General features: G+C 46.4%; 16 protein-coding genes, 1 tRNA gene and 2 pseudogenes. 6 read left to right on the top strand and 13 right to left on the bottom strand.

From position 1 onward, the window contains the following. Positions 1–252 precede the first annotated feature (252 nt). The 8 genes from rplA to AC3FZD_RS11465 all read right to left on the bottom strand — a co-directional run bounded on the left by rplA (position 253) and on the right by AC3FZD_RS11465 (position 4,505). A complete protein-coding gene (rplA, locus tag AC3FZD_RS11500; RefSeq protein ID WP_488740244.1) occupies positions 253–969 on the bottom strand; it encodes a 50S ribosomal protein L1 in 717 nt (238 codons plus the stop codon). Between the two features lie 117 nt (positions 970–1,086). Beyond that, positions 1,087–1,512 (bottom strand): 50S ribosomal protein L11, encoded by a 426-nt coding sequence (rplK, locus tag AC3FZD_RS11495; protein ID WP_283751697.1) that lies wholly within the window; start codon positions 1,510–1,512, stop codon positions 1,087–1,089. A gap of 21 nt (positions 1,513–1,533) precedes the next feature. Beyond that, positions 1,534–2,166, bottom strand: coding sequence for a transcription termination/antitermination protein NusG (nusG, locus tag AC3FZD_RS11490; protein ID WP_488740243.1), 633 nt, complete (start codon positions 2,164–2,166; stop codon positions 1,534–1,536). A gap of 2 nt (positions 2,167–2,168) precedes the next feature. Continuing rightward, positions 2,169–2,396 (bottom strand): preprotein translocase subunit SecE, encoded by a 228-nt coding sequence (secE, locus tag AC3FZD_RS11485; protein WP_283751695.1) that lies wholly within the window; start codon positions 2,394–2,396, stop codon positions 2,169–2,171. Positions 2,397–2,607: 211 nt separating this feature from the next. Continuing rightward, positions 2,608–2,680, bottom strand: a tRNA-Trp gene (locus AC3FZD_RS11480). 73 nt (positions 2,681–2,753) lie between these two features. Beyond that, positions 2,754–3,137: a 50S ribosomal protein L19 gene (gene rplS / locus AC3FZD_RS11475; RefSeq protein WP_488740242.1), complete on the bottom strand. Its 384-nt coding sequence runs from the start codon at positions 3,135–3,137 to the stop codon at positions 2,754–2,756. Between the two features lie 102 nt (positions 3,138–3,239). Then, positions 3,240–4,064, bottom strand: coding sequence for an MOSC domain-containing protein (locus tag AC3FZD_RS11470; protein WP_488740241.1), 825 nt, complete (start codon positions 4,062–4,064; stop codon positions 3,240–3,242). Positions 4,065–4,103: 39 nt separating this feature from the next. Continuing rightward, positions 4,104–4,505, bottom strand: coding sequence for a hypothetical protein (locus tag AC3FZD_RS11465; protein WP_488740240.1), 402 nt, complete (start codon positions 4,503–4,505; stop codon positions 4,104–4,106). Positions 4,506–4,972: 467 nt separating this feature from the next. On the opposite strand from AC3FZD_RS11465, the gene ahcY reads away from it, so the two are divergent. Next, entirely contained in the window at positions 4,973–6,250 is a 1,278-nt protein-coding gene (gene ahcY / locus AC3FZD_RS11460; protein WP_488740239.1) for an adenosylhomocysteinase, read from the top strand. A gap of 92 nt (positions 6,251–6,342) precedes the next feature. Next, entirely contained in the window at positions 6,343–6,951 is a 609-nt protein-coding gene (locus AC3FZD_RS11455) for an exopolysaccharide biosynthesis protein (protein WP_488740238.1), read from the top strand. 56 nt (positions 6,952–7,007) lie between these two features. Here AC3FZD_RS11455 and AC3FZD_RS11450 read toward each other — a convergent pair. The 5 genes and pseudogenes from AC3FZD_RS11450 to AC3FZD_RS11430 all read right to left on the bottom strand — a co-directional run bounded on the left by AC3FZD_RS11450 (position 7,008) and on the right by AC3FZD_RS11430 (position 9,197). Next, a pseudogene (locus AC3FZD_RS11450) lies at positions 7,008–7,192 on the bottom strand (hypothetical protein). After that, the gene (locus tag AC3FZD_RS11445; protein WP_488740237.1) at positions 7,189–7,404 is read right to left on the bottom strand and encodes a DUF6887 family protein; all 216 of its coding nucleotides are present in this window, start codon (positions 7,402–7,404) and stop codon (positions 7,189–7,191) included. Before AC3FZD_RS11445 ends, AC3FZD_RS11450 begins: the two are co-directional and overlap by 4 nt. Next, positions 7,388–7,510: pseudogene (locus AC3FZD_RS11440) on the bottom strand (DUF6888 family protein); the annotation flags it as partial. The gene AC3FZD_RS11445 and the pseudogene AC3FZD_RS11440, both read right to left, overlap by 17 nt. A gap of 173 nt (positions 7,511–7,683) precedes the next feature. Continuing rightward, the gene (locus AC3FZD_RS11435; protein ID WP_488740236.1) at positions 7,684–8,664 is read right to left on the bottom strand and encodes an arsenic resistance protein; all 981 of its coding nucleotides are present in this window, start codon (positions 8,662–8,664) and stop codon (positions 7,684–7,686) included. A 128-nt stretch (positions 8,665–8,792) separates the two neighbouring features. Next, positions 8,793–9,197, bottom strand: coding sequence for a DUF302 domain-containing protein (locus AC3FZD_RS11430; protein WP_488740235.1), 405 nt, complete (start codon positions 9,195–9,197; stop codon positions 8,793–8,795). A 313-nt stretch (positions 9,198–9,510) separates the two neighbouring features. Between AC3FZD_RS11430 and AC3FZD_RS11425 the strand changes: the two genes are divergently transcribed. The 4 genes from AC3FZD_RS11425 to chlG all read left to right on the top strand — a co-directional run bounded on the left by AC3FZD_RS11425 (position 9,511) and on the right by chlG (position 13,397). Beyond that, complete coding sequence (locus AC3FZD_RS11425) at positions 9,511–10,815, top strand: NAD(P)/FAD-dependent oxidoreductase (RefSeq protein WP_488740234.1); 1,305 nt, start codon at positions 9,511–9,513, stop codon at positions 10,813–10,815. 58 nt (positions 10,816–10,873) lie between these two features. Next, the gene (gene petP / locus AC3FZD_RS11420) at positions 10,874–11,071 is read left to right on the top strand and encodes a cytochrome b6f subunit PetP (protein ID WP_488740233.1); all 198 of its coding nucleotides are present in this window, start codon (positions 10,874–10,876) and stop codon (positions 11,069–11,071) included. A 112-nt stretch (positions 11,072–11,183) separates the two neighbouring features. Continuing rightward, entirely contained in the window at positions 11,184–12,350 is a 1,167-nt protein-coding gene (locus tag AC3FZD_RS11415; protein ID WP_488740232.1) for a Get3/ArsA fold putative tail anchor-mediating ATPase NosAFP, read from the top strand. Between the two features lie 42 nt (positions 12,351–12,392). Further along, complete coding sequence (chlG, locus tag AC3FZD_RS11410; RefSeq protein ID WP_488740231.1) at positions 12,393–13,397, top strand: chlorophyll synthase ChlG; 1,005 nt, start codon at positions 12,393–12,395, stop codon at positions 13,395–13,397. Positions 13,398–13,697 lie beyond the last annotated feature (300 nt).

Here is a 13,697-nt window from a genome sequence, read left to right as displayed (position 1 = left end):
GGTCTGAGTCAGAGTATGCTCTGACTGTGGCATTAAGTAGCCCAATAACAACGCCCCGACGGGGGAGCCGGGGCGTTGTTGGCGAGAATGATCTATCCCATCAAGCCACATGAATAGGGCTATAGGGGGATTAAAGAACATTTTCAATGGGCCTCGGCAGGAAATTAAGCAGCACGCACCTGCTATCTTGGGCTGAATCGATATAAAAAATTCAGAGGTTTAGAGTTTTAGACAGACTGCAATCTGAAAACTTTAGGCAGCCTCAGCAAGTTTGAGATCTCGTAAGAGGGAAACATCGACCTCAATGGGTGGGCCCATAGTGGCACAGATATAAACAGTGCGCCAGTATCGGCCTTTAGCGCCAGAAGGCTTATTGCGATCGATCGTTTCTTGAATAGCTTTCAGGTTATCTAAAAGATCTTCCGCACTAAAAATAGCTTTGCCAAAAAGGATATGTACAATTCCAGTACGGTCAGCTCGAAACTCCAGTTTACCGGCTTTAACCTCAGAAATCGCCTGGGCTACATCAAAGGTTACTGTTCCCGCTTTTGGTGAAGGCATCAAGCCACGGGGCCCCAACAAACGACCCAGTTTTGCCACTTGAGGCATCATGTCTGGAGTAGCAATTAGGCGGTCAAAGTCCATCCGTCCCTTTTGAATTTCATCAATCAGTTCTTCAGAACCAAAGATATCTGCTCCACCATTGGAGGCTTCTGAAACTTTTTCCCCCCTAGCAATGACAGCTACGCGGACAGTTTGACCCGTTCCTTTAGGCAAAACTACGGTAGTTCTTAATTGCTGGTCAGTATATTTGGGATCAATTCCTAGGCGAATATGGGCTTCTGCCGATTCTGGGAATTTGGCTGTTGCTGTCTCTTTGAGTAACTGGATGGCCTCTAAAGGTTCATAGGGCCGCTCTTCTACTTTTTTGTACAGCTCTTGCAGTCTACGCGATTGCTTTCTAGGCATGTTTTTTGAATCTCCTGGGGTGGATAACGAAGGTTTGACTTCTCCCCCGCTTTAGTTCAATAAAGTTGTCTTAAGAGTAGACAATTTTCTTATGATAGCACAAGAAGAAGTTTTCTTCTAGTCCACCACTTTGACTCCCATATTTCGGGCAGTTCCGGCCACAATATTCATGGCTGCCTCAATATCATTAGCATTCAAATCGGGCATTTTGGTTTGGGCAATCTCTTGCAGTTGGGCGCGGGTAATCGTTCCCACTTTTTGTTTGTTCGGTTCGGCTGAACCTCTCTCGATTTTGGCGGCTTTTTTAATGAGAACCGAAGCGGGAGGGGTTTTGAGAACGAAGGTAAAACTGCGGTCTTCATAAACGGAGATTTCTACCGGAATTACCATTCCCGGTTGATCGGCCGTTTTGGCATTATATTCTTTACAGAACATCATAATGTTCACCCCATGTTGACCCAAGGCAGGGCCAACGGGAGGAGCGGGGTTAGCTTTACCCGCAGGTAAGGCTAATTTAATCATGGCAACCACTTTTTTAGCCATTGGCAATCATCCTAATTGAATTTATTGTTTTTCGACTTGATTGAACTCTAGTTCAACTGGGGTGTCTCGACCAAAAATTGAGAGGAGGGCTTTGAGTTTGCTCCGTTCCGGACTCACTTCAATGACTTCTCCTTCAAAATCTTTAAATGGCCCAGACAAGACCAGGATTTTGTCACCAGGGGCCATATCGATTTTGACCACTGTTTTGTCTTCCTGGGTCTGTTTAAACATGCGCTCCACTTCTGTTGGACTCAGGGGAAGGGGTTTGACATGCCCCCGTCCTCGACCGTAGCGACGCTTTTGTTCTGCCCCTACAAAGTTAATCACATTGGGGGTGTTTTTGACTACCGGCCAGGTTTCATCGTCTAGAACCATATGGATCAAAACGTACCCAGGAATGACTTTTTCTACGGTCTGTTGAGATTTCCCTCCTTTGCGGAATTGAACCGTGGATTTTTCGGGAATTTTAACTTCCAGAATGCGGTTGGCTACGTTGAGGGTTTGCTTGCGTTGTTCAAGGTTGTTTTTTACTCGCTTTTCACAACCAGAAGCAACCTGCACGGCATACCATCTAGGCTTTTCCGCCCGTTTGTTTTCGGTTTCTTCAAGGTCTGTTTCTTTGGGGTTTGACTCGAAAGACTCCTCTGATACCATGATCAAAATACCTGACTGGCTGTCCAAATAAAGAGTTTATCAACTGCAAAGATGAGGAAGGCGAATAGTCCTACCATGGACATAACAGCAACCGATTCACTGATCAGTTGTTGGCGCGAGGGCCAAACGACTTTTTGCAGTTCGTCTTTGGTTCCTTCCAGAAATTTCTGGGTAACCTCTATGGGGTTTTCGCTTTTTTCTTGTACTTGCGCGGTTTCTTTTTTGGCCACGGTGTTTGGATCTCCCTTCTAATTGAGCGATGGGGTAAGGATTGAGCTTTTCCCATAGAAGAATTATGGGTGACTCTTTCTCTACCCTGGTGTTAATTTCCAGTTTAACGAACTGGTGTTGATTTTTACGACCTTTAACACCACTTCCTTTGCGGCTGTTCTGGCAGCCCTAACCGGGACTGATGACACGCTGGCGAAGATGATGAGCTAACGCGCCCTGGAGGACTTGAACCCCCGACATCAGGTTTTGGAGACCTGCGTTCTACCAACTGAACTAAGAGCGCACGGATTAATCTTTGAGTAACCTCAGCTCTCTGATTGTACAGCTCAATTGGAAGTCGTGTCAAGGGGAAGGGGTTATTTGGTCTTGATTGTCCGATCCAAGGGACGATCGAAGCGCTGTTTGAGACGGGTAGCTTTACCGACGCGATCGCGTAAATAATAGAGCTTGGCTCGGCGAGCTTTTCCTCGTCTTGTTACTGTAATGCTGGAGATTCGGGGAGAGTGAAGGAGAAAGACTCGTTCGACTCCTACGCCTTGGAAAATTTTCCGAACAGTTATGGTTTCGTTCAGTCCACCATTGCGTTTGGCAATGACGACTCCTTCGTAAGGTTGGGTTCTTTCTTTTCCACCTTCACGGATTCTTACGCCAACTTTTACGGTGTCTCCAACGTAAATGACGGGAAGCTCCGGTTTCATTTGCTCTGCTTCTATGGAGCGGATGATTTCTTGAGCGTGCATGGGCTTCTACTTCTTAAAAACTCACAATTCTCTATGATAACTCAAGATTTAGGTTTCCGTCTAGGGGGAGGTAGGAATGGGAAGAGGGGGAAGAAGGGTGATTTAATTTTTAAGGGTAATTCGATCGCCGACTTGGATCTGACCTAGGGTTTGGGGAATGATGTTGTAACCAAACATGAGACCTCCGGGTTGTTGGCGGAAGCTGGAGAGGGTTTTGAGGGGTTCGTGTTGGGGGTTGCGCTCTCCGGTAGTTTGATCGGTGGTGGTGACGATACAGCGCGAGCAGGGTTTGACCAGTTGTAGTTCTACTGGGCCGATGGTGAGGGTTTTCCAGTTATCTTCTATAAAAGGTTGGTTGGTTTCGATGACAATATTGGGGCGGAAGCGATTCATGGGAAACTGAGGGGGATTTTGAGGATAGGTTTCCCGGAGTCGGCGGTTGAGGTCTGCTAAGGATGCGGTATTGGTGAGGAGGATGGGATAGCCATCGGCAAAGCTGACAGTATCTTTGGGGCTGGTGGCATACTGAGGATGAACGGGACGGGGATGATGGGGAGACTGATGGACGAGACGACAGGGGCGATCGAGTTGGAGGACGGTTTGAAACCATTGGGCGGCAGGTTCTCCTTGATCGATGGCTAGGGTTTGGGTGTGCCAGACTTTAACGGGGTGTAGTTCTCCTTCTAAGGTGGGTTGAAGCAGGAAAGGGTCAAATTTTTCATGTTCTAGGGTTAGGGTCTCTGAGTCGATTTTTACCCGTATTTGCGCCATTTGCGGATAGTCTCGTTGGGTCATAAATTGACCTTGAGCATTGACGAGCATGAGTTGGCGATCGCCAGCTAACCCATTGGCAGCGACTGTCGCTTTTTGACAGGCGATCGCCCCACAAGATTTGATCGGGTAAATATACAACTGGGAAACTTGCATGATCTAGACCTTAACTTCCTCAAACCTTTTTATCCTCACTTACTTTACCGTAATTTGTAGAGCGGCTGGTGTTTTAGTGAGCATGGGTTCTAAAGCTTCGATTAAGGCTTTTTCCCAATCGGGTAAGTATTCTAAAGATAATCCTGGGAGAGCTGGGATAGGCAGAGCAAAGACGGCGAAACTGACTTTTAGAGATAACTGATGCAGAATTTTCACCATGGGTAACTGACGGTAATAACCCCAAGATTCCCGCAAATTGGTTTGAGTTTGGCCAATATGGAGTAAAATCCAGTTTTCACCATCCGGGCTTTCGGCAACTAAACCATATAAACCCGGTAATTGAGGAATATGTTGAGCTAGTTCTTCTGGATAATCTAAGAGATAATGAACCCAGCACTGTTGAATCCAGGTGGAGAAGGGTTGAGTCGGGGTTGAGTTCATTGTTGTTCCTAATCCGTTGGCAGGGTTTGATGTCGTTTCCCTATACGGATCGCTGATGATTAATCCGGAAGTGTGAGGGGCAGCGATAAAGTAAAGCCCTGGTGATGGCTACGAACTCTGAATTTCTGGGTTTAAGGCTTTTTGCCATCTACTGAAAACATCCATTTGCCCGATCCGGGAAAGACAAAGGCTAAACTGAAGCACTAGACAGCCCCAAAAAAATCCCTGGCTGGTCAATCGAGATGATAAACTATTCTATGGGAAAACTTGCGCCTTGTACTTATGTCATCCTGAATACAATCCGCGCCAGATCGCAATCCTGAGCAAGACCTCATCTTGATAGGTCAGTCGAGGTAGGGGTGGTAATCACTCAGACCCACAACTGTATGCTGGTTTAGGCTTGCTATCAGTCTCAGGTTAATGATGCCCACCTAACACTTGTGAACCATTTATTTTCAGTAGATCTTATGACTGCAATAGCCGAAAAGCTCAATTACGACATCAAAGACATTTCCTTAGCTCCTCTAGGCAAACAGCGCATCGAGTGGGCAGGACGGGAAATGCCAGTTCTCAAGCAAATTCGGGAACGGTTTGCTCAAGAAAAACCCTTAGACGGAATTCGGCTAGTTGCCTGCTGTCACGTTACTACAGAAACGGCGCACTTGGCGATCGCCCTTCAAGCAGCAGGTGCAGACGCAATTTTAATTGCAAGTAACCCCCTCTCTACCCAAGATGATGTAGCCGCTTGCTTAGTCAAAGATTATGGCATTCGGGTTTATGCCAAGAAAGGGGAAGACACCGAAACCTACAAACGCCATGTACAAGTCGCCCTAGATCACCATCCCCAAATTATCATCGATGATGGTAGTGATGTCGTCGCTGAATTGGTCAAGGAACGTCAAGAACAAGTTCCCGAAATTATCGGCACAACAGAAGAAACCACTACCGGTATTGTGCGCTTAAAAGCTATGTTCAAAGATGGGGTTCTCACCTTCCCCGCGATGAATGTCAATGATGCGGACACCAAGCACTTCTTCGATAATCGCTACGGAACCGGTCAATCTACCCTCGATGGTATCATTCGTGCTACCAATGTCCTGTTAGCCGGTAAAAATGTGGTTGTCGTCGGTTACGGCTGGTGCGGTAAAGGTGCAGCGCTGCGGGCACGGGGTCTCGGGGCAAATGTAATTGTTACTGAAGTAGACTCTGTACGTGGTATCGAAGCTATCATGGATGGGTTCCGGGTAATGCCTATGGCAGAAGCTGCTCCCCAAGCGGATCTGTTTATTACCGTAACCGGGAATAAGCATGTGATCCGCAAAGAGCATTTTGAAGTGATGAAAGACGGAGCCATGGTTTGTAACTCCGGTCACTTTGATATTGAAATTGACCTGAAAACCCTGGCTGAAATGGCTACAGAAGTTAAGGATGTGCGCCCCTTCACTCAACAATATGTTCTGTCGAGTGGTAAATCTGTGGTTGTTCTCGGTGAAGGTCGTTTAATTAACTTGGCTGCTGCTGAAGGACACCCCAGCGCGGTAATGGATATGAGTTTTGCTAACCAAGCCATGGCTTGTGAATATCTGGTGAAAAATCACGGTAAACTCGAACCGGGTATGCATTCGATTCCCCAGGAAATTGACCATGAAATTGCTCGCCTGAAGTTGCAAGCTATGGGTATCACTATTGATACTCTCACCGCAGAGCAAGTGGAATACATGAATAGCTGGACAGTCGGAACTTAAATCGTTAGGGGGACAGGGAGAGGGAGGATTTTGTTAAACCCCCCATTCCCCCATTCCCCCATTCCCCCATTCCCCTACCCTTTTCTCCATTTATGCCTAAACTTTCGGTAGAACTCAAACGTTATTTTTGGCAAGAAAACCGCTCTTCTGAGGTGACTTTAGCAGAAATGCTGGAACTGGCAGGAGAGCGTATTTTTGGTTTTTTGTTTGTTCTCTTGTCTTTTCCTTCTGCCTTACCCCTCCCCGCGCCAGGGTATTCTACTCCCTTTGGGATTGTGATGTTTTTACTGGCAGTGCAGCTGATTTGGGGTGCGAAGCAGCCTTGGTTTCCCAAACGAGTTTTGCAGACGAAAATCTCCCTCGATAAGGTTCAGGGGATTCTAGATGCGGGGATTCCCTGGCTTCAGAGGATTGAGGGGTTAACGAAACCTCGCTTAAGTGGGGTGTGTACGAGTTTACCGGGTCGAGTGCTGTTAGGGGTGGCGATCGCCCTGATGTCGATTTCAATGATGATTCCGATTCCGGGAACGAATACTTTACCAGCGATGGGAATTTGGGTGATTGGATTTGGCTTATCTGAGGATGATGGATTTATTAGTTTGGCGGGGTTAGGATTGTCTTTATTTGCGGGGACAGTTTCTGTCGGGATTATTTTTTTTGGTGTGAGTATTTTAAGTTGGCTGAAAGATCTGGTTTTTTAGACTGCCAAAAATGAATGATATCAAATCTGGTTAATTGGAAATCTGAACCAGCTTTATTATTGCCCGCGTCCTGGTTTACAGTCTGCAAAGCCTAATGCTTCACTATCGAGGAAACTGGCGATCGCGAAGCGAAACGGAGTTTTATCGCCATTTCCACGACTGCTTCGACTGGATACTCTATTTCAACTGCGCGAGCGACTAGAGCTTCACGAATGCGATCGGGCAATTGTCCTAAAATCACTTCTTTTGATTATCAACTTCTTGGATGCGTTGTTGAATCGCTTGTTCTGTAATTTTAATCGTTTCCGGTGTTAAAGGTGCAGGATACCAAGTCGCTTCCGAGTCAGGACTGCGACGACTTACTAAAGCCTCTAATGCCTCCATATCGTCACGATGCTCTAAAACATAGGATCTTAACTCTTTAATCGACATTTCATCAAATTTCGATTTCATTAATAAACCTCCACTCTCCATTGCCAGTGACTATAATTTCTAAAGTTTCACCTGCCAAGATATACACATATCCTTTTTGGGGGTTATATCGAAATAAATGAATATCCTGATATCCATTGTATCAGATCCTTCACCTGACATTCGCGAATTGCCACAGTTCTGAAGGGGCGATCGCCTGATAATTCTCCAATTCATTCATCGAGGTTTAACAGGCGATCGCAAAAATGGGGTGTTAACCGCCACGGTAACACCCCTAATCTCAGGGTTTTTTATCAGGGTTTAAACCGCTTCTGAAGTGGGCAGTTTACCAAAAATGCGGTCAGTAAGCTTAACGTACCATGCAGCCGCTTGTACTTGAATAATGTAAGCCATGGTAATAATCAGGGCAATTTCTGAGCCTTCTTTGCCAAAAACCGTCATGGCGATCGCCAGAGCAATGGAGAGGTTACGCATCACTGTACCATAGACCAGGGCGATCGCATCATTGCGATCGAAGAAAGCCCTACCGATTAAGGTACTCAACACAAAGTTAAAGCCGTAAATAATGACTAAGGGAACTAACAAAGACACTAATATAGCCGGATTAGCTAAAACCGTTTTAGCTTTTAGAGCCATCGCTACAAACACAATCCCCAAAACCCCCAAGGTAGAAAAGGCAGGAAATTTCTCTTTCAAGTTTTTCTGATATTTATCCATCCCCACTTGCCGAATCAACAACAATTGCGTCACCTGACCTAAAATCATCGGCAAAAAGACAATAAAAATAATTTGCTTAAAGGTCTCGCCTAGGGGAATCTCAATCACTGTACCCATCAGATACTTGGCATAAAAAGGCGTAGCAATAGAACCCGCAATTAAGCCAATCACGGTCATTTTAATTGCCGCATTGATATTCCCTTTAGCAAAGCCCGTCCAGGAAATCGTCATACCACTGGTAGGCAATAGGGAAGTCAGGAGTAATCCTAAGAAGATCAGAGGTTGATCGTTAAAGAATAGTTTTCCTACGCCAAAGGCAAAAAAAGGAATGATCGCAAAATTGATTAATTGAGTTACTATTTGAACCTTATAATCCCCTCCCGATAGCACTTTCTTCATCTGTAAATTGATCATCATGGGATAGACCATTAAGAAGGTGAGAGGAACAACCAAGGTCTTCAGCCATGAGGGATTCGTGACGATACCCAAGACAACCCCTAAAATCATAAAAATAGGGATTGACCAGGTTAAGTTTTTTTGTAACCAAGATAAGACTTTCCACATAATTGATTCAATCAAAATTAGAGTAATTCAACAAGAATTCTCCCCAATTACTCTCTGATGAATTGGGGAGAAGATGACCTAAATTGGAGGAAAAATTAGCATTAGAGAGCAACTCCCTTAATAACCTACTATGCGGTTAATGCTGGCGTTTTCAGATGGTCAATGACCGCTTGCATCTTCTGACTTGCGTCTGCTGCCATGGCTTGAACCTCTGGGTTTTCAACTGCTTTGAGCATCCCCAAGGGGTTTACCGCAGAAACTTCAACAGCTCCTTCCCCCCTCTCTTGCACCACAACATTGCAAGGAAAGAGGGTTCCTGCTTTGTCATCCGCTTGTAGGGCACGATAGGCAAGCTGGGGATGACATGCACCAAGAATGCGATAGGCATGAAAATCAATACCATGTTTGGCAAAGGAATTTTGCACATTGATTTCCGTTAAGATCCCAAATCCTTCCTGTTTTAGTGCATCGGTGACTTGGGCGATCGCCTCTTCCATCGTCGTATTTAAAACAATACTAAAGTGATAATTCATAGTCCTCAATCTTCTGTTTCACCGATCGGGGCAGTTCGCTCAGTTACCCCTGTTGTCTTAACAATACAACATAACTATTTAGTTGTCAAATTCTTCTTGTTCCCTAGTCTGTACAGTTTCTCGACCAAAGGCTTTAGTCGCTTTTAAGCTTGGACTCTTCAAGATCTTAGCCAACATAGGGGAGTAATTATTAGAAAAATTTGTCATTCTCATTAAATTACTGTATAGTTATATTAATAGAAAATTTTTCAGATTGAGATCGCCTCCCATGAGGAGACCGATCGGTACACAAGCACGCTTTGGAGAAAAAACAATGACAAACGTTGTAGTAATTGGGGCCGGTTTAGGCGGACTACCAGCAGTCCATGAATTACGCAGCCTACTGCCCAAGAGCGATCGCATCACCCTCATTAGCGATCACTCCCACTTCACCTTTATTCCTGGATTAATCCGAGTCGCTTTAGACATGGCCTCCCTCGACTCCCTACAAATCGATCTCGAACCCCACCTCAAACGCTTAGGAATTGACTGGGTGAACCACAAAGTCACCGGTCTCAACCCCCATACCCAAACCATTACCGTAGAAGGGGGAGAAACCGTCAATTATGATTATGTAGCGATCGCCACCGGAGCCTCCTTCGCCTTTGACGCAATCCCCGGACTCGGCCCCCATGGCGGCTACACCCAATCCGTTTGTACCTCCGACCACGCCATTCATGCACGGGAAGCCTGGTTAAAATACCTAGAAAACCCCGGCCCCCTCGTCGTCGGAGCAGCCCCCGGAGCAGGCTGTTTTGGCCCCGCCTACGAATTCCTGCTCATGGCAGACTGGGAATTACGCCGTCGAGGATTACGAGATCGAGTCACCCTCACCTATGTCACCCCAGAACCCTACATCGGCCACCTCGGTGTCAGCGATGTCAAAAACTCCCAAAAATACACCACCGAACTGCTCGAAGAACGGGGCATTCAAACCATCATCAATGCAGAAATTACCCACATCAGCCCAGACACCGTTACCCTCAAAACCGGCGAACAACTCCCCTTCAGCTACTCCATGATATTACCCGCCTTCCGGGGAGCCACATTCCTGCAAAACCTCCCAGAGATTGCCAACGCCAAAGGCTTCATTCCCGTCAACCCCACCTATCAGCATCGGGACTTTCCCTCCGTCTACGCTCTAGGCGTAGCCGTTGCTCTCGACCAACCCGATAAAACCGAAATTCCCATCGGCTTACCCAAAAGTGGAGCCATGACCGAAGCCATGGCCGTAGCTGTCGCCCATAATATTGCTGTCGCCAGTGGAGCCATTTCTGGCCCCTTCCAACGTCCCACCCTCGAATCAGTCTGTTTAGCCGAATTTGGAGACACAGGCATCGTCTATGTTGCCATTCCCGTACTCCCCGATCCCACTTTAGGAGAGCGTCAAAATTCCTATGCCCTCAAAGGCCGTTGGGTCGTTTGGGGTAAAGAAATGCTCGAATATTATTTCATGGTGAAAATGAGATGGGGTTTAGGAATGCCCTGGTTTGAACGGTTAGGACTGCGGATCTTATTCCAAGTGAACATTGCTAAACCCTATACTTACAGCCCAGTTGAACGGGAAAGATTCGGCTAACGATCCCCGATTGCTATAAACTGTGGAATTGGAGAACATCAATATATAGATGGAATAAATGGATATTGGTCAGAAGGTAAAAGTAAAGGGTTTAATCGATCGCATCCCTGCCAATCTGGTAGACAAAATCAAGCAGAATCCTGTAGGGACAATCACCGGCTATAAAATGGTCGATGGTTCGGGTGTCGGTTTTGTGGTTGAGTTTAACGGTCAATTTTCCACCTGGTTCTTTGAAGAAGAGCTAGTGGCGGTTTAAGACCCCTCAATCGATCATAAACAGTGACCATTGGCTTAACCCTTGGTCACTGAGAACCCATGAAAGCGCTAAACTGGGACAACAGCGTGATTATGAATGATTAACAACAGACATGGCTCTGATTCTGACATTTTTGGGTAAGGGTGGCACGGGTAAAACAACCCTAGCTATTGCCACGGCTAAACAAATGGCCAGCGCGGGAAAACGGGTGCTGTTAGCCCTATCTGAACCGCCTGCGGTGATTGGATTGATCTTGGGGCCAGTGGAGGGGACTCCTGGGGCCATTGAACCGAATCTGGAGGCCGTGAACCTCCGGAGCGCTGCCTTATTAGAGTGCAGTTGGGAAGAGGTGAAGAAGCTAGAAGCAAGATATTTACAGAAGCCGTTTTTTAAAGAAGTCTTTGGTCAAGAGTTGGGATTATTGCCGGGGATGGATGGGGCCCTGGCTTTGTATGCTCTGCGAGATTACGACCAGAGTGGAAAATATGATGTGATTGTTTATGATGGAGATGGCGATCGCGAAACCCTGCGAATGTTAGGAACGCCCGAAATTATGAGCTGGTATATCCGTCGTTTCCGGGATGTGATCGTGAACTCGGATGTCGGGCAAGCCCTATCGCCCTTTTTGGGGCCCATTAGTAGCGCTATTTTGAATGTAGACCTGTCTAAGGATAATTTTGCCGCACCCACCCAGGAAGCCAATTCAACCCTCGATGAAGGCAAGGCCGCAGTAAACGATCCCCATCGGGTCGCCGCCTATTTAGTAACCACAGGGGATAAAACAGCACTGGCTAAAGCCATGGATTTATGGGGCAGTGCCCAACAAGTCGGGGTCACTGTGGGGGGCGTGATTTTGAATAAATCAGTGCTTCAGGATACCCAAGCGGCAGAAACGGCCAATAGCTTTGAAGAATTGTACGATACCTTCGACCATGAGGCGATCGATGTCAGCACCGCCACTGCCCAGTTTGAGCCTTTGAAAATCAGTATTGTTCCGTTTGAAAAAAGTAAAAATTGGCAAATCCTACAAAACTCTCTACCCAACTTTACTGAAGCCACCCTTGCCCCGAAACCCATTACAATTGATGTGGCTCAGAAAACCGTGAGTTTATTTTTACCCGGATTTGATAAGAAACAAGTTAAACTCACCCAATATGGGCCAGAAATCACCATTGAAGCCGGTGACCAACGGCGCAATATCTTATTGCCTCCTGCCTTGAGTGGTCAACCCGTCAAGGGCGCTAAGTTCCAAGATCGGTATTTAAGGATTTCATTTTAGTGATTACTATGGGAAGTTTAGGAGAGTAGGATATTTGGATCTATGAGTAACGACGATACCGCAGCTAATCCCACTTCGTCCCGACGACGGCGACGGGGTAGCAGCGCCCAAACCCGACAAATGTTAGGCATGAAGGGCGCAGACACCAAAGAAACCAATATTTGGAAGATTCGCCTTCAGTTGATGAAACCCATTACTTGGATTCCTCTAATTTGGGGGGTTCTCTGTGGGGCAGTTTCTTCTGGAGGCTTTACCTGGAGTGTGGAAAATGTGTTGATGGCAGGCGCTTGTATGCTGCTGTCAGGGCCGTTGATGGTGGGGTATACCCAAACCCTGAATGATTATTACGATGCGGAAATTGATGCCATTAATGAACCCTATCGGCCCATTCCCTCTGGAGCCATTTCTACAGACCAGGTAGAAGCCCAGATTTGGATCTTATTATTGGCAGGGATAGCCTTGGCTTATGGCTTGGATGTTTGGGCGGGCCATGAGGTGAAGGTAATCACTATGATTGCTGTTTTTGGCAGCTATATTTCTTATATCTATTCGGCTCCACCCCTGAAACTCAAACAAAATGGTTGGCTCGGTAACTATGCCCTCGGTGCAAGTTATATCGCCTTTCCCTGGTGGGCGGGTCATGCTCTGTTTGGGCAAATGAATTGGACGATCGCCATTTTGACCCTATTTTACAGTCTTTCGGGATTGGGGATTGCGATCGTTAACGACTTTAAGAGTGTGGAAGGGGATACCAAACTGGGCTTAAAATCCCTCCCCGTCATGTTCGGCATCGGCACAGCAGCCTGGATTTGCGTATTGATGATTGATATCTTCCAAGCCGGAGTTGCTGCCTATCTCATTAGCATTCATGAAAATTTCTATGCCACCATTCTCCTCCTCTTTGTAATTCCCCAAATCACATTTCAAGATATGTATTTCCTGCGAAATCCCCTAGAAAATGATGTCAAATACCAAGCCAGTGCCCAACCCTTTCTCGTTCTGGGAATGCTGGTTACTGCCATGGCTTTAGGTCACGCAGGCATTTAAACCAACAACTTCATCGTAGGGTGGGCAGGAGAAATTGCACAATATCACTTATTCTCCTGCCGACTCTATTAACCACAACTGAAGTTACGTTAGGGAGCTTTTATCTGCACCTAAAGCAATAGAAAACCACTCATCTAAAGGCTTAGGAAGAATTAACCGACCTCGATTAACCAATCTTGAAATTTCGAGCAGACTAATGGTTGATACTCCAATCCCGTCCTTACGATTACTTTCAATATATTCTTTCTCAGAAGAACCAAGTTGAGGAGAGTCTTGATTCCACCACTGTATCAGTGCCTT

The sequence above is a fragment of the Roseofilum sp. KMC-1 genome, from assembly GCF_057802075.1.
This window is presented reverse-complemented; position numbering and strand designations above follow the sequence as displayed.